The sequence below is a fragment of the Psychrobacter sp. JB193 genome (genome assembly GCF_002285555.1).
Taxonomy (GTDB): Bacteria; Pseudomonadota; Gammaproteobacteria; order Pseudomonadales; family Moraxellaceae; genus Psychrobacter; species Psychrobacter alimentarius.
This window is the reverse complement of the sequence record NZ_NRGY01000001.1, coordinates 1,321,344-1,337,171: the sequence shown is the minus strand read 5'-3', so window position 1 is coordinate 1,337,171 and position 15,828 is coordinate 1,321,344. Positions and strand designations below refer to the sequence as shown.

The window sequence follows — 15,828 nt, the reverse complement described above, 5'->3', positions numbered from 1 at the left end:
TATGTTTTCCCATATTATTCCGCAGCGTCCGTCTATGGATATTATCAAAACACGCAAAAACAGCTTACCTCAAATGAATAAACATCATTTGAGCATCGCCGTTGGGATAGCGCTCAGTTGTTTTGCCGTACAAGCACAAGCTGCTCAAACTTATAATGAGTTACCAATACCAGAAACGGCACCTAAATATGATAATGATAGTTTGGCACAAGGCGCTACTCAGCCATCAATGACTGCTAAGCCCGTAACAACCACGCAGAAACGCCAAATGCTTGTTGATCAGCAAGCTAAGTTGTTTTTTGATTGCACCCAAGTTCAAACCAGCGCTGCGCGCCTGGCTTGCTTTGACAAAGTAGCGGCAGAAGGCGCCACACCGAGCTATGTCAATAACAAACAAGCAGTCGATTTGGCAAAAACCTTTAAAACGACGATTTCAGGCAATCCGCAGTTTGTTTTTAGTGAAGAAAATACGACAATCACTAGCGCGAATAATGACGCTTCTGATGCGGTTGGCAATGGGGCGGCTACTGACGGTCTAGATACGGTTGGACTGACGCAAAGAGAAGCAGAAGTATTAGAAGATGTAGGCGTAAGCCAGACGGATATAGAAAAATATACACCGCTTAGCTTGTCCTATGATCTTGATAAAAACAGTGAGCGCGGCACTTGGACAGTTCGACCATACCGCCCAACCTATATATTGCCATTGTTTTATACCTTTGATCCGAACTTAGGGCCGAGTACGCCATCGCAGCCTGAAGAGCCTTATACCTCTAACGATGTACGCAATACGGAGCTAAAATTTCAGTTGTCTTTGAAGAGTAAAGTTGCTGAAGATTTATTCGATACCAACGCGGATTTATGGTTTGGTTATACGCAAGAGTCGCATTGGCAAGTCTATAATGAGGACAATTCTCGACCTTTCCGTGCCACGGACTATCAGCCTGAAGTGTTTTTGACACAGCCAGTGACGGCAGACTTGCCATTCGGTGGGCGCTTACGCATGTTAGGAGCGGGGGCAGTTCACCATTCTAATGGTCAAGACGATCCATTATCACGCTCATGGAACCGTGCCTATCTGATGGCAGGTGCTGAGTGGGGCAAACTCTCAGTGATACCGCGTCTATGGACTCGAATAAGTAATGAGAGAGCCAATGAAGATGACAACCCAGATATCGAAGATTTCATGGGTTATGGCGATGTCAAATTCTTATATGATTTAGCGAATCAGCAGAGCATTAGCGGTACTTTACGTTACAACCCAAGTACCAGTAAAGGCGCAGCACAAATTGATTATGTATACCCGTTGACCAAAAACGTCAATGGTTTTGTTCAGGTATTTCAAGGTTATGGCGAATCTCTCATAGATTATAATCATGAAAATACGTCTATTGGCTTTGGTATCGTACTCAATGATTGGAAAGGTTTTTAATCGCATCAACGTATAGAGTGAATGATGCGTTATTTAGCCCCTTATCAAACAGGATTATGGCTGGCAGAGTATCTCGATATACGCTGCCAGCTTTGTCGTATCTATCGCAGCACACCGCAAGCTCAGCTTGCACACGCTTACCCATCACAGAGTGTGGAAAATAGGGAGGATACGGCTACCCAATTTTTATCAACTCGTCCTTCTTTGATTACCAAATATCGCCAACAAATCAACCAGCGTTTTGATAGTGGGCTGCTTTGCAAGCACTGTCATCATAGTATTGCTTGGTTACCCAAACCTTTTAATGTCGACATTGCTGCAGGCACTATCTTACCGATTCAAGCCGCAACATATTACGACTACCCGATACGGCAAGCGATCAGAGCATTCAAATATCATGAGAATATGACCAAGCTGCCATTGTTGCTACATACCTTACGCCAGCTACCACGTCCTCATGGCTGTCATAAAAACAATAGTGTGATTGTTGCTATGCCAACGACTGAGCAACGATTGGTCAAGCGTGGCTTTGACCCCGTTCTTGTTTTGGCGGCCCAATTGTCTAAACATTGGCAAATACCACTATGGCAAGGCGTATCGCGTATCGACAATACGGTCAGTCAGCAAGGGTTGACACGGGCTGAACGCTTAAGCAATTTGGATAATGCTTTTGCTTTGACCGAAAAACCCCCTGTTAAGCGTCTGTTATTGTTCGATGATGTGGCAACCACAGGGGCCAGTTTGCAGGCGTTAGGGCACGCTATATACAGCCAAACAATGCCTTCAACCATCGATAAATCACATGCTACAGACTACTACCATATTCGTGCCTATGCTCTAGCCCATGGTAGCCAATCTTAATATCATCTTATACTTTTCATACCTACTATTATGTTGCTAAAGCATAACCTAAACGCTATATTATAAAATTTAAATATATCAATCTGTTATCTATTAGCGTCAAGTTTTTTGGCCTATTGGATAAACATTTAGATATGCATGGCAAATTCTAGAATTTCTGTATTATTCATTCTACTCCTTATATCTCCATAGGATGTTTCTTGAATATTATGGAATAAATATTGCAAGGTATATTTTAGATATATAGTAGTAATGACCTATAAAAAATAGCATTACTACTATCCTTCACAAAGAGATATTGATAATAAAAGATTGTGACAGCTACCAATAGGGATACGATGTGAACGCATCTGCGAACAACTTACCAATGAAGCAACAAATGACCAGCTCAGGATTTACCCTGATTGAGCTGATGGTAACGATCGCTGTGCTTGCCATCATTGTTAGTATTGCCGCGCCCAATATCAGTACCCAATTGGCCAATCAGCGCGTGAAATCGACAGCGGCTACACTGGCTAATGCGTTGAAGGAAGCGAAGGTTGAGAGTGTAGTTCGTCGGCAAGATATTCGGGTGATATATAACGACTCTATTACTCCTCGTACCATTACTATAGAAAATCCCACCGCTGTCCTAAATACATACGATATAAGCGATGACATCACTATAAATGTTACTCCTAGCCAAGTAGTTGCAGTTACTTTCCGGCCAAACAGAGTTATTTCTGGTGATGATGAGGTTGTGTATTCTGTATGTGACAACGGTTCTAGTAATGAGATGCTTGGACAAGTGAAAGTTAATAAGATTGCTAATATTAGTGCTACACATTCTGGGAGCTGCTGATGATAACCAAGTCTGGACAGATAGGTGTGGGCCTAATTGAGGTTATGGTTGCGCTATTGTTATTAACAGTAGCTGTGCTGGGCTATACTGCTTTACAAGGACAAGCCATCAAATCAACAAATGAGGCATATGAACGTTCTCAATCCTTGGTAATAATGCGAAATATAGCAGAAAAAATTCATGCAAACCCTTCTGCTATTACAACTTATGAGTCTGAAATTAATGATGTGGATTCTATCACTGCCCCTACTAATCAGTGTGGTTTAAATGGTGCTGCCGTAACTACGCTTTGTACAGCAGTAGAGCTTGCAGTAGTGGAAAGCTACAAAATCAAAATAGATTTACAGAATTATGACTTTCAGATACAGATGCATCCTTGTCCCAACACTGGAGGTACAGGGAGTGATGCCGCTACTAATATCATGTTCTCCTATTGTTTAATTTCTGCATGGGGAGACACAACACCCACTATCGGTAATGATGAAGATGTAAATTGTCTAACAGAAAGAGTAGCTGATGGTGATGAGATAGAAGAGGCAGGTGGCAATTATCATTCTAAATCAACATGCATGATGATGGAGATATGATATGAAAGTACAAGATCACAAACTAAAAATTTTGCATGTACCTTATCGTACCTTTAATTCTAAAAGTTTTGAAGCAAGTAAAGGGTTCACATTGATTGAACTTATGGTTGCTCTTGTATTGGGTTTGCTCATCTCTGCCGCTGCATTACAGATTTTTTATACCAGTTCAGTTAATAGTCGACGTCAAGAAGCAAGCTCGCAAATGCAAGACAACGCTATCTTTGGCTTTTCTCAAATACAACAACATCTAAGGCGAGCGAACTATGGTGCTAAATCAACCAGTGCATATGATGAGTTTTTCATGAATCATTTAACTCCGCAAGGAGGCGTAGTGCTTACTAGGCCAAGCGGTGTTGCAGGTAAATGGCTAGAAGGTAACTTGTCTGGTTTAGTTTTGAATAACGCAGCTGTGCCAAGTAACTTATTATCAAGTAACGCCTCGAGCAATAGTATAAGTAACTTAGAGGGTATCGCCAATAGCGATCAACTAACGATTCAGTATAGATCGGACAGAAACGACGCTTTTGATTGTGAAGGTTCTACGATTCCCGAAGGGTTTTACGTGATCGAGCGATATTTTGTGCGAATGGATAATACAGTTACACCCAATGCATCTGGATTAGCTTGTGCTTCGGCTATTTATGATTATGATGATACGGATGCTGGAAGTGTATCTGGCATCGATATAAAAGACTATACCGTGCCAAGTGAGGCAGCTGCAAAAAACAATAATCTAGCAGGCGATGGTACTATTATCATACCTAATGTTGATTATTTTAGAGCGAAGTTAGGTGTATCCCCAAATAGAGATTTTGCTACAGACCCTGAAAACTTAGTAATTGCTTATATACCGATTCCTACTACCACAAACCTTACAACAGTTCTTAATAATAGGCGTATTGTCAGCTTGCAAATTGGTATTCTAGCACGTTCAAATAACCCAACAGCGACTACGCAAGCCAATAGTGATTTGGCATTCACAGTTTTAGACAGAGCTAACGTGGGGCTTAATAATGCGGCTATAACTGGACCAAAATATTTGCGCAATGTTTATGAAACGACAGTACTGCTACGCAATGCTAGGGGAGGTCTGTGATGGAATCTAAAACTACGAGTCATCCTAAATTGTCAATAAATTCGTATAGTCAATCTGGAGCAGTATTGATTGTAGTATTGTTAGTTTTGATTTTAATTATGATAGTAGGGGCGATCGCTGTTAGACAAAGTACGACGGATCTCAAAGTGGCAACTGCTGATCAAGTAAATAAACTCTTGTTTCAAGCCAATGATGCTGCTCTTTTAAAAGTTGAAAAAGAAGATCGGATCTTGAGTACTGCTAGCCGTGAGAGAAATGATACTCTAAAAGGTTATATGTCTAGTAGCGAACGTGAAGGTCACAAAGTCAGTTTTTGTGTGAGACCTCGTAGTACCAAGTTATTTAGTATTCTTGAAATCAGTGAAGTTAATAATAAAAATGCGTTGTTGACAGCCAAAAATAATGGTTACTGTAACCCTGACAATAACGATGACTATGTCAGTGAAGGTAGGGTCATTACTCAAATGACTTTTGTACGACCCGAAAGTGCAGGTATATTTTCCCAAGAAGGTTCAGGTACCTCATCTAATGATGTCGATCCCGCAACAACAGGGGTCAATGCGGCTATTGGCTGCACTACTTTTGTAGGTTATGTGACGTCGATCATACCTGCGTTATCTAATGCGCCACTAGGTAATGCAAGTAGCAATGATACAACGACTATAGCAGGTTGCCTTAAGCAGCCGCGTACAGGTAATGACACAGTAGATAGCTGCCTAGCTGAATTGGGCGCTCCTTATCAAACTCAACAACAGACTTATATCAATCAGCCTGTTGGCGTTACGTGTATATCTGGAAACTAAAAATATAACTTTTCGCAGCACTGCAAGAAAAGAGTCAAATTTTTATAACAGTAATGAATCTATATGGGCGGTTATTATGAAAGTTTCGAGTAGAATCACGGTTAATAAGGCCCATCCTATTAGTACAGGCTGGTCTCTAAAATTACTATCGACTGTAATATTAGGGTTGATGGCAAGCAGTGCTGGTCATACTACTGACTTAGAAATATACCAAGCGGCAACTTATGGTAATGCTTCTATTATGATGATGCTAGATAACTCAGGGAGTATGGACTCTCGTAGCATTAGTGAAGATTACAACGTAAACGGATTAACCTTAACTACTTTTCAAGGGACGTTATACTGCACTAGAAACGGCAATATCGTGAGTAATCCTATCAGATCCGATAATTTGGTTCAAAGACTTTACGATGACGCTGGTAATATAACTTCTGAAAGTAAGAATTACTCTGTCGACTATTGCTTAGTAAATGGATCAAAATATTACGATCGAATGTCACGTCTGAAAATGGCGCTTATTCCCTTGTTTGCGAACCCCAAAAGTACAAATGGTTTTGGTACAGATGTCGATCTGACTAAGTATAAAATCGGATTAGGCAGCTTTTTCTTCCAATCTCAATCTGAAGGCGGAGGTAAGATTGAATCACCCGTATTAGATTTAAAGCTTGATAATAGAAAAAAGCTAATCGACAAGGTAGTTGGACTAAGGCCGGAAACGAATACACCAATAGCTAATGCTTACGCTGAAGCAGGCGCCTATATGCTAGGTACACGTACTTATAAAGTAGAAAATGAAACAAGATATATAGAAGCTGGGTACTATATTGAGAATTCCAATAGGTACGATCTGTATGAATGTAAAGGAACCAGTTCAGACTTAAATACAGCTGCTGGTTTTAAGCGTTATGAATGTAATGCTGGTTATACTAGGCGCCAAAATTATGTTAGATTTGATGATTTAAATCCTAGTTATTATTTAGGGATAAACAATTCTGACTATAGATATGATTTAAGCAATGGGGGTTATTATTATAAAAAGGTCACAAAAGATTGGACTGACTATAAAGGAAGTGGTTTTGAGCGCTCAGTATCCGAATCAAAGTTCAAGCCAAATGAGTTGACCTACAAATCTCCTGTTAGTAGTGCTGCGACACAATGCGATGGCTATGGTATTTATTTCTTGACTGATGGTGTGCCCAATAACGCTGATAGTAATACTTTAGGATTGATGAACAGGAGCCTAGCAGGAGGCTCGACTGATATGGGTACCTCTTGTAATTCCAATTTATCAGATACAAATAGTGCTTCTGGTTGGGAATGTTCAGGAGAATACGCAAAAAAACTTTATGATAAGAGTAATTCTAAAGGCGTGCCCATTGCAACAGCAACCGTAGGCTTCGGTAATGTATTCAAGCAACTTACGGCACAAGGCAAGGTTACCAAAAGCATCACGCGTCCTAGTGGTGCTGTTGAGACCGTACAAGTTTATCAATGCGACATTCCTGGTATTGATGCCGATGCCAAAAACTTATGTAAACTTGGGGAAAAAGGTGAAGGCTATGGCAATGGTGGGTTTTACTATACTGAAGAGTCGGTAGATATCGCCAATAGTGTGAGAAAGTTCATTGAAGACGTCAGTACTGCCGAAATTGATCCAATATCAGCTGGAACAATGGCCGTGCCTCTTGATAGTTTGGGCGGTTTAAGATCGCGTCAATTCGCTTATCTACCGATATTGGAACCTATCCCTAACTCACCATTATTATGGAAAGGTAACCTCAAAAAATACAAAGTTAGAAACTCAACTATAGTAGGTAGTGATAATAAATTTGTTTTTTCTAATAGTGCAGGCTTATTTGCAAGAAATACTCAAGATGAGTGGAATACTATTATCAATACCAGTCGACCCGATACCTTAAGACCTGATGGAGGCGCTCCGCAAATTGGCGGTGCCTATCAAAAAATCTTCGAAAATGCGACCACACCTGCGGCAGGTAATAGAAACTTATTCGTCGATAATGGCAGTAGCCTTACTAACCTAAAAGTAGATGCAAGTAAAAAACCAGTGAACTTCAATGGTTTATCAAATTATACTAATAAGCAAAAATTGGCATTACTCAATTTCATGGGTTATAGCGAACCTGCAGCTACAACAGTGACCGATGGTGCCGTACTTACATCTACCAAAGATAACTTCTTAAAGAATATAGGTGGTGTTCTACACTCCATACCACAGCTAATCACTAAAAAAGTAGCGGTCGATGCTGCTGGTAGGTTTGATACTAGTCAGCGTACAGATTATCTTCTATATGGTTCTATGGATGGAGCATTACATATGCTCGATGATAGTACTGGTAAAGAAGTCTTTACTTTCATACCCAAGCAGATACTTGATCTACAACCTGATGCTATTAGTAGTAGAGGTACAGCCAAAGATGGTAGCTATCCTTATGGTGTTGATGGTCCTTGGCTAACGTATGTCTCTTATACCAATAAATCTACAACTACAGGCACAGGTGCGACAGCGACCACTATTAATACTTATGAAGCCGATCAAAGCTTTGCCTTAGGCGGTTTACGTATGGGTGGATCTACATACTATGCATTGGATGTCTCGGATGTAACGAAGCCTAAAATGATCTATGGTATCGGATCTAATTATGCTAACCGATTAATGGGTGATACGACAGCTTTGAGCGGTATTAAAGGTAACGTCACTGGTAATGCATCTGCAGAACAAAAAGCTTTTGCAAACATGGGTCAATCATGGGGTAAACCTGCCATTGGTTATGTCAAAAGCGGTGGCAAACGTGTCATGGTTAGTTTTTTACCAGGCGGTTATGATACTTGCTATGAAGATCCGACATTTAAACTAAGCACAAATTATCCAAATAATGCTAAATGTAGTAACAAAAGTACGGCTCAAGGCAACAGCGTTTATATGGTACAAGTAGGTGAAGTAAAAACTAAGACTAATAATGAAGAAGAAGTAGATATATCGCAAAATAACGGTAAGCTTCTTTGGTGGGCAAATAGTGAAGGTACAGGTAGTAATAGTACCTCTCGCTCTAACTTGTTGCAGTATTCTAAAGCTACAGAAATGAAACACAGTGTAGTAACACAAATTAGAACCTTAGATCGGAACTATGATGGTCTAGTAGATCACATTTACTATGCCGATTTGGGTGGTCAAGTGTGGCGAGTAGATATCAACAACAATGCAGATACCGATAATTTTAAAGTAGATCGAGTAGTAAAAATATTGGATGTCAGTGATCAATCAGGGACTGGCGATGCGCCACCGCGTATTTACGAGCGCCCATTGATTACTTTCTACAATGGCAAATATGGTTATAGAGATGCTGCGAATGAAGTAGGTAGCGCTAGTGGTGTACAAGCTATGGTGACAGTAGGGACAGGAGATCGCAGTAATCCGGTAACAGCAACTAGGAGTGTTCCGGACGCGCTATATAATATTATAGATAAAGATGTTGCACGTAGTGACTTGTTCTTCTACGGAACAGGTACAGCGCCAACCATAAATTTGCGTACACCAACAAATAAAGTAGCAGGTACTACCAGTAGAAATGATAAATTACAGAAATTGACATTTTCAACTGCAGATATTAATGAAACAGGCATTAAACAAAGGATGGAGAGCGGTGCAATACAAGGATGGTATATGCCTTTTACTACCTGGTTAAATGAAACGCCGCAAGCTACTGGTCCTTATAAGATGAAAATGTTTAATGAACCAGACGCTCTAGCAGGAGTACTAACCTCTTCTTCATACAATCCTGATAAGGGACAAGCTATCTTATCCTGTAGTGCGGGGGTCAAAGGTGCAACCCAACGTGAGCGTACTTGTTTGCCTTTTGGTGCTTGCTTGGATAGCACAGGCAATGACGTGTTAACCACACGATCAACTTTCAACGCAGGTTCGGGTATCGTCGATAATATTGTCACCCAGTATAACGATACTAGTATATTCAGTGGACTAGTTAACCGCTGTGAGGGCGATAGCTGTAAGCCTGACATTATCGGTACTGAGTGTGTTGGTCCAACTTGTACTGTCTTAGACGGCTTTAATAGTGATAAACGTATTAACCCATTGAGTTGGATCGAGCACTGATATGTCTAAGCTCTTGAACAATAAGACTATTCAGCAAGTAGGATTTACCTTAATAGAGCTGATGGTCGTTGTAATGATAATCGGTATCCTAGCGGCTATTGCGATACCGAGCTATCGCGCCTATGTCATTCGCAATGCTGAAGCAGATGTGCAGCGCAAAATGCTATCACTCTCAAATGAGCTTGAGCAATGGCGTGCAAAAGCATTGACTTATAAGGGTTTCAAACCTCAGTTAGATAATATCGCGAACAATACAGGGATAATAAATCAACCTAGTCCTGATCCACGCTATATTATCAAGCTTGGACATATTACAGGTAACACAACGACGTTTAGTACACTACACGAGGGAGGTGGACGCGCAAACAATTGGATAATGATGGCAACACCAGTTGATCTCACAGGTGCTGATAGCTTTTTGCTCTCAAGTCAAGGACTACGTTGTGCAAGTAGTAGCAGTTTTGATATTACAGACGCTGATTGTACAGGAGCGACGATATGGTAACGTTGTCAGTAGAAACAAAACATTTAAAAGTAGAGCCACGATCATCTACTAAGGTAGCACAACAAGCAGGTTTTACGCTCATAGAGATGATGATTGTAGTTGCTATCATAGGTATATTAGCAGCTATTGCCTATCCAAGTTATCAAGGCTATGTCGAGCGAACCAATCGTGCGGATATGATGAGTGAGATACAACAGATAGCAAGCCGTATTGAGTCGAATAAAATCAACTACAAGCGCTACGACAGGGTTCCATTATCTTCTGTATTGTTAGGGGCAGTGGCTGCTGACGGCAGTACGAATTTCCCCGCTACTGGTAATGCCTTATATACAGTCACAGTAACACCAAATAATACCACTACCTTAACGGATAGAAATTGGACTATTACAGCCACTCCTATAGTTGGTAATCGAATGGATGGTGATGGCAATCTGACATTAAATAATAACGGTCAGAAATGCAGGAATACCAATTGCGGTATGGCTGATGAGTGGAAGTAGACTATGTTTAATTGGAGATTAATGATTGACAAAAATTGTCATAATTAATTATCTGATGACGTATAAAAAACCAAACTGACAATTTTTAGTAGGTTAAGTGTAACATTGACTGCTTTCAATAACAAAGAATGGTGCGAATAGATTTTCAATGACAGATTTTAGCATTTATTGAGTGGTTTTTGAGTCAAATGACATTGTTTTTGATGTTGGCATAGTAACTGCAATATTTATGATAAGAGAAACATTATATTTATAGCTGGCAGCTAGACAATGATGCTACTGCCATATTATCCAAAAGGACATGTCTATGAACGCTCAAAAAGGTTTTACCTTAATCGAACTAATGATTGTTGTTGCTATTATCGGTATCCTAGCTGCGATTGCTATTCCTGCTTATCAAGATTATATTGCACGTGCAAAGGTTGCTGAAATTGCTGCTCTTGCTGCAGGAGATAAAACTCGTCTTGTAGAACACTTTAACTTAGAAGGAGCTTGGCCAGCAGCAGCAGCATCGGATCCTGCAACTCCAGAAGGTTTAACAGCCGCTGCTGACAGTGCTTATATAAGCAAGGTTGAGCTAAAGGCGAATGGAGTAATTGAATATACAGTGGCTGGAATTAAAGCCACTGATCCAGATGGTAAACTTGTGACTTATACTCCAACAGATAATGGTGGTAATGTTAGTTGGGCTTGCACTTCAACTGCAGCCGTTAAGTTTTTACCGAAAGGTTGTGTAGCTGCTAGTTAGTTTTGTTACTGATCAACTGATTGTAATCTAACTTTTTTGATTCTATTATTAGAAATAAGTTAGATTATACTTTTAAAAAGCTAAGCATTATGCTTGGCTTTTTTGTGGTTTACCATTTACATTGCTAACCTGCCCCGTCAATACTAAAAACCACCGAACAGCAGTTGCCGCTCGGTGGTTTTTTATTGACGGGGTTTATCCACGCGTCAAAGTGCGATCAGGCTGCCTACTTCTCTAAATACTGAATCTTACCCTCGACGCCGTCCCATTTGGCGGCTTCTGGCATCTGCTCTTTCATCTCTGTGATGTTTGGCCATTTTTGCGCCAACTCTTCATTGAGCTGAGTGAACATCTCTTGTCCTTTTGGTACTTCATCTTCTGAGAAGATGGCATTGGCCGGACATTCAGGCTCGCATAACGCGCAGTCGATGCACTCATCAGGATCGATGACGAGGAAGTTTGGACCTTCATAAAAGCAGTCCACAGGACAGACTTCTACACAGTCGGTGTATTTGCAAAGAATGCAGTTATCTGTAACGACAAAGGTCATAGTGATGTCTACCTGTTATTGATTTGGCTTTTGGCTAAATAGAATAGTCGAAAATAAGGCGTATTTTAGCGCCTTTACCACTATTTGACAATTCCCTTTAATGACTAATGATTTTTTTAAGATGATAGAGAAAATCATGCGCTTGTTTGGGCGTTAAACTATCAGGATCAATAGCACTAAGCTCATCTTGTAAGCTAAATAACTGATTTTGTTGTAGAATATCAATCATCGCCTGATTTTGCTCAATAGACTTTAGATTTAATTTATCTGCTTCATCATGATGTGCCTGTCCGCTTTTATCCGTTACTGACTTAACTAAGTCATTTTCGTCATCAAGCGGTTTTGTGCTATCTGCTTTTGATGCATGATGATGCACGTGATCGATACTTAAATTGTCGGCCAAATAGCGTTTGGCATCCTCTAATACCCGAGCTGGAATACCCGCCATTTTGGCGACGTGCAATCCAAAGCTAGAGCTGGCAGCGCCCTCTTTGATTTGATGAAGCAGTAGCAACTGACCATCAATCTCACTGGCAGCGACATGCACATTGCGAATATTGGCATGTTTATTTTCAGTGGTATTTACCAATTGTGTCAGCTCAAAATAATGGGTGGCAAATAATGTCAGGCAACCAATCTCTACCAATCGATTGACACATGCATGAGCGATAGCCAGACCGTCAGTGGTGGCAGTACCGCGTCCGACTTCATCCATTAATACCAGTGATTTACTCGTTGCTTGATTGAGGATATTGGCAGTCTCTATCATCTCAACCATAAAGGTAGATTTACCACCAGCCAGATCATCTGCTGAGCCAATACGCGTAAAGATACGATCAATATCACCGATATGAGCTTGAGCAGCTGGGACAAAGCTACCGCAATGCGCAAGTAGGACAATCAATGCCGTTTGGCGCATATAAGTAGATTTACCGCCCATATTGGGGCCTGTAATCATCAGCAGTCGTTCAGGATGTCTGTCATCAGCATTGGTGCCACCCAGCACACAGTCATTGGCAACGAACTGACTGGTAGATTGAGCAGGAGCATGCTTATTATTTGCATTTGCAGGATTTAAGGCAGCTTCGACGACGACATGACGACCTTGGCGGATATCGATATGGGTTTGATTTTTGTTTATAGATTTGCTTTGGTTTCCTGAATCTCCTCCCATGATTGGACGCTGCCAACGATAAGTTGTCGCAAGCTGCGCCCAATTGCTTAGCACATCGATTTGGGCAATAGCAGCACTCAGTTGTTGTAGCTCAGCCAAGTTCTCGTTTAGTTGGTTGAGCAGCGCTTGGTACAGCGCTTTCTCACGAGCCAATGCCAGAGACTGGGCGCTTAAATACTCCGTCTCGACTTCTTTTAATTCATCAGTAATAAAACGCTCACTACTCTTGAGTGTTTGCCGACGAATAAAATGAGCAGGTGCGTTCTTCGCTTGCATTTTTGGCAATTCGAAATAAAAGCCACTGACTTTATTAAAGCCGACTTTTAGACTAGGGAGTTGGTTGTCCTGACGGGCTCGCTCTACCATTTCGTCCAATGTTACTTGAATATTGTCATGGAGATGGGTAAGACGATCAAACTCTGCATCATAACCCGCTGCCAACATACCACCATCGCGAATATGTGCAGGTGGTTCAATGACAATAGCGCGCTCGATTAACTCGGCGGCAGACTGTACCGCTGGCAGCTTGGCAGGCAGTTGCTGCATGAGCATCGGCAATAGACCAGCGTCTTCATGGTCGATACCTGAGGCTGTCAGCAGCGTGGTAAGCTGGGCGCTACTAGCGATACCATCGGCAAGCTTGCGTAAATCACGAGGTTTGGCACTCATCAGCCCGATGCGACTGCTGATTCGCTCAATATCGCCAATGGTATTTAGTGTTTCGCGTAAACTGGTCACCAATGAACTATTTTCTGAATCTTGATTTGAATTACCATCCGCATTTAATAGAGACGCTATCGCATCTAGACGCATATTGATGCGCGAATGCTGACGCAGTGGACGTTTCATTTGCTGTACGAGTAGACGTCGTCCCATTGGGGTTTGACAATGATTGAGTACAGATATCAATGAGGTGCCATTACTACTGACAGGGGTAAATAGCTCAAGGTTTTGTTGGCTATTGGCATCGATAATCAAGTAATCATCGCTGTGCTCGACTATCAGCTGATTGACTTGTGGTACATGACGCTGCTGAGTTTGCCGTGCATAATGAATAAGCGCCGCGCAGCTAGATTGAGCAAGTGGGTTATCCGCAATACCTAGACCATCGAGACGTTGCACCTCAAACTGCTGGCACAGGGTGTCGCTTGCATGCTCATGATGAAAGTCATTGGCGGCCACTTCTATAATAGGGCAATCAAGATTTTGACGTAACCACAGCATCCAGTGGTCACCGATAGTCTCATTGAGGCTTTCACTGATGATACATTCACTGGGCGCAAAGCGTGCCAACACCGTCAGCATCTGGGTTTGCAGACCGTCAATGTCGTCAATAGCAGCATGCAGTGTCTGCGTGGTCAGCGTGCCAGCCGCCAAATCCATCTGACTGATGGCCGCTTGCAACGGCTGTTTGCTATTGGCTCTTGCAGGTGGGATGAGGATATCAATGGCGATCACAGTTGGGGTATGATTGGGTGCAATCAACGCATCATCAGTAATCGTCCCTGCGGTTAGCGTTTTGACCACCTCACGGCGCATGATACTGCCTGCTGTCGATTTGCTTTTGTCTTTTTTCTGCTTATTGCCTATATTAGGAAGGGAAGAATCAGTATCATCGGCGCTATTACTCGCCGATTCATCGATTTGCTCACAAACCACAACGGTCTGCCCAGCGGCAATCAAGCGTGCCATATAACTGTCAGCCGCATGAAAAGGTACACCTGCCATCGCAATGGTATCGCCAGCTTTATCCGTACCACGGCGGGTCAAAGTAATGTCTAGTATCTGGGCAGCACGTTTGGCATCATCAAAAAACAACTCATAAAAATCACCCATCCGGTACAGCAGTAGCGCTTGGGGATAATTGGCTTTCATGGTCAAGTATTGCACCATCATGGGTGTGTGATCGGCTAAATTATAAGTAGCATCACCGATGACCAATCGCTCAGAAAGTGATGGGTCAACAATAGGTTGCTTAGATAACGCATATTCGGATGGTGCAGGTTTTGAGACTTTTTTTGAGGAAGCAGGGTTTTGAGTCAATGGCTTAACGGTCATGCAAAATCTCTTTTAGTATTAAATGGTTTTTAAATGAATTTTTATAAATACAGTCATTGTGTTCTACTGAAATACATTTTTCTCACTGGCGGTTCGCGTGCCTGACAAATATTTCACAAAGTTTATATCAGTAGAATTGTACTTTTTTAAAGCAGATCGACTATATAGTTGAGGTGTTTTAAGTTGAATAGATAATGGTCAATCTAACCAGGTAATAAAAATAAATCGCAATAATGCGGGGTTATCAATCATCAATCGATAGAGCTTCACTAACATACTATGAAAAATCTCTATTGAGGATGAAACATTACATAGGCTTCCTACGATAGAAAAAGTGAGTGAATTTAATAAGGTAAGGGCTATTTTAACACGTCCCGCTGCATTTTTACGTCGCCAAATATCTGATTGCTGCCCTTGTATCCATCAGCGTCATAACCATATATAATGACGTCACACTTAATTGGGCGATACTTAATTAGGTAGTACTTAGTCAGATGATGACAAGGCGGCAAGCCGAGCGTTGGCTAATGCGCACTAATTA

Annotated in this window: 12 protein-coding genes; 10 read left to right on the top strand and 2 right to left on the bottom strand. The window is 41.5% G+C overall.

Annotation, left to right across the window (positions count from 1 at the left end; translation table 11 throughout):
* Position 1: 1 nt before the first annotated feature.
* From CIK80_RS05770 to CIK80_RS05725, 10 genes are all read left to right on the top strand, one after another.
* A complete protein-coding gene (locus CIK80_RS05770; protein ID WP_095569190.1) occupies positions 2-1,432 on the top strand; it encodes a phospholipase A in 1,431 nt (476 codons plus the stop codon).
* Between the two features lie 24 nt (positions 1,433-1,456).
* Positions 1,457-2,293, top strand: coding sequence for a ComF family protein (locus CIK80_RS05765; RefSeq protein WP_179288329.1), 837 nt, complete (start codon positions 1,457-1,459; stop codon positions 2,291-2,293).
* A gap of 340 nt (positions 2,294-2,633) precedes the next feature.
* Complete coding sequence (locus CIK80_RS05760; RefSeq protein WP_257011691.1) at positions 2,634-3,134, top strand: prepilin-type N-terminal cleavage/methylation domain-containing protein; 501 nt, start codon at positions 2,634-2,636, stop codon at positions 3,132-3,134.
* On the top strand, positions 3,134-3,721 hold the full coding sequence (gene pilV, locus CIK80_RS05755) for a type IV pilus modification protein PilV (RefSeq protein WP_095569188.1): 588 nt from the start codon (positions 3,134-3,136) through the stop codon (positions 3,719-3,721). Before CIK80_RS05760 ends, pilV begins: the two co-directional genes overlap by 1 nt.
* 1 nt (position 3,722) lies before the next feature.
* A complete protein-coding gene (locus CIK80_RS05750) occupies positions 3,723-4,817 on the top strand; it encodes a PilW family protein (RefSeq protein WP_095569187.1) in 1,095 nt (364 codons plus the stop codon).
* Positions 4,817-5,620: a PilX N-terminal domain-containing pilus assembly protein gene (locus CIK80_RS05745; protein WP_095569186.1), complete on the top strand. Its 804-nt coding sequence runs from the start codon at positions 4,817-4,819 to the stop codon at positions 5,618-5,620. The genes CIK80_RS05750 and CIK80_RS05745 overlap by 1 nt, the downstream gene beginning before the upstream one ends.
* A gap of 76 nt (positions 5,621-5,696) precedes the next feature.
* The gene (locus tag CIK80_RS05740) at positions 5,697-9,752 is read left to right on the top strand and encodes a hypothetical protein (protein ID WP_143516783.1); all 4,056 of its coding nucleotides are present in this window, start codon (positions 5,697-5,699) and stop codon (positions 9,750-9,752) included.
* Position 9,753: 1 nt separating this feature from the next.
* Positions 9,754-10,257, top strand: a complete 504-nt coding sequence (locus CIK80_RS05735) for a prepilin-type N-terminal cleavage/methylation domain-containing protein (protein ID WP_143516782.1) — start codon at positions 9,754-9,756, stop codon at positions 10,255-10,257.
* The gene (locus CIK80_RS05730; protein ID WP_095569184.1) at positions 10,251-10,757 is read left to right on the top strand and encodes a type IV pilin protein; all 507 of its coding nucleotides are present in this window, start codon (positions 10,251-10,253) and stop codon (positions 10,755-10,757) included. The genes CIK80_RS05735 and CIK80_RS05730 overlap by 7 nt, the downstream gene beginning before the upstream one ends.
* A 307-nt stretch (positions 10,758-11,064) precedes the next feature.
* A complete protein-coding gene (locus CIK80_RS05725) occupies positions 11,065-11,505 on the top strand; it encodes a pilin (RefSeq protein WP_095569183.1) in 441 nt (146 codons plus the stop codon).
* A 226-nt stretch (positions 11,506-11,731) separates the two neighbouring features.
* Here CIK80_RS05725 and fdxA read toward each other — a convergent pair whose 3' ends face one another.
* Positions 11,732-12,055 carry a ferredoxin FdxA gene (gene fdxA / locus CIK80_RS05720; protein ID WP_011279554.1) on the bottom strand — a complete coding sequence of 108 codons (324 nt, stop codon included), beginning with the start codon at positions 12,053-12,055 and terminating at the stop codon, positions 11,732-11,734.
* Between the two features lie 97 nt (positions 12,056-12,152).
* Entirely contained in the window at positions 12,153-15,287 is a 3,135-nt protein-coding gene (gene mutS / locus CIK80_RS05715) for a DNA mismatch repair protein MutS (RefSeq protein ID WP_095569182.1), read from the bottom strand.
* Between the last annotated feature and the right edge of the window lie 541 nt (positions 15,288-15,828).

Bases quoted from the DNA above. Each gene is read 5' to 3' on its own strand.
- CIK80_RS05745 (WP_095569186.1), top strand. From the start codon at position 4,817: ATGGAATCTAAAACTACGAGTCATCCTAAATTGTCAATAAATTCGTAT.
- fdxA (WP_011279554.1), bottom strand. From the start codon at position 12,055: ATGACCTTTGTCGTTACAGATAACTGCATTCTTTGCAAATACACCGAC.
- CIK80_RS05740 (WP_143516783.1), top strand. From the start codon at position 5,697: ATGAAAGTTTCGAGTAGAATCACGGTTAATAAGGCCCATCCTATTAGT.
- CIK80_RS05765 (WP_179288329.1), top strand. From the start codon at position 1,457: ATGCGTTATTTAGCCCCTTATCAAACAGGATTATGGCTGGCAGAGTAT.
- CIK80_RS05730 (WP_095569184.1), top strand. From the start codon at position 10,251: ATGGTAACGTTGTCAGTAGAAACAAAACATTTAAAAGTAGAGCCACGA.
- CIK80_RS05750 (WP_095569187.1), top strand. From the start codon at position 3,723: ATGAAAGTACAAGATCACAAACTAAAAATTTTGCATGTACCTTATCGT.
- pilV (WP_095569188.1), top strand. From the start codon at position 3,134: ATGATAACCAAGTCTGGACAGATAGGTGTGGGCCTAATTGAGGTTATG.
- CIK80_RS05770 (WP_095569190.1), top strand. From the start codon at position 2: ATGTTTTCCCATATTATTCCGCAGCGTCCGTCTATGGATATTATCAAA.
- CIK80_RS05735 (WP_143516782.1), top strand. From the start codon at position 9,754: ATGTCTAAGCTCTTGAACAATAAGACTATTCAGCAAGTAGGATTTACC.
- CIK80_RS05725 (WP_095569183.1), top strand. From the start codon at position 11,065: ATGAACGCTCAAAAAGGTTTTACCTTAATCGAACTAATGATTGTTGTT.
- mutS (WP_095569182.1), bottom strand. From the start codon at position 15,287: ATGACCGTTAAGCCATTGACTCAAAACCCTGCTTCCTCAAAAAAAGTC.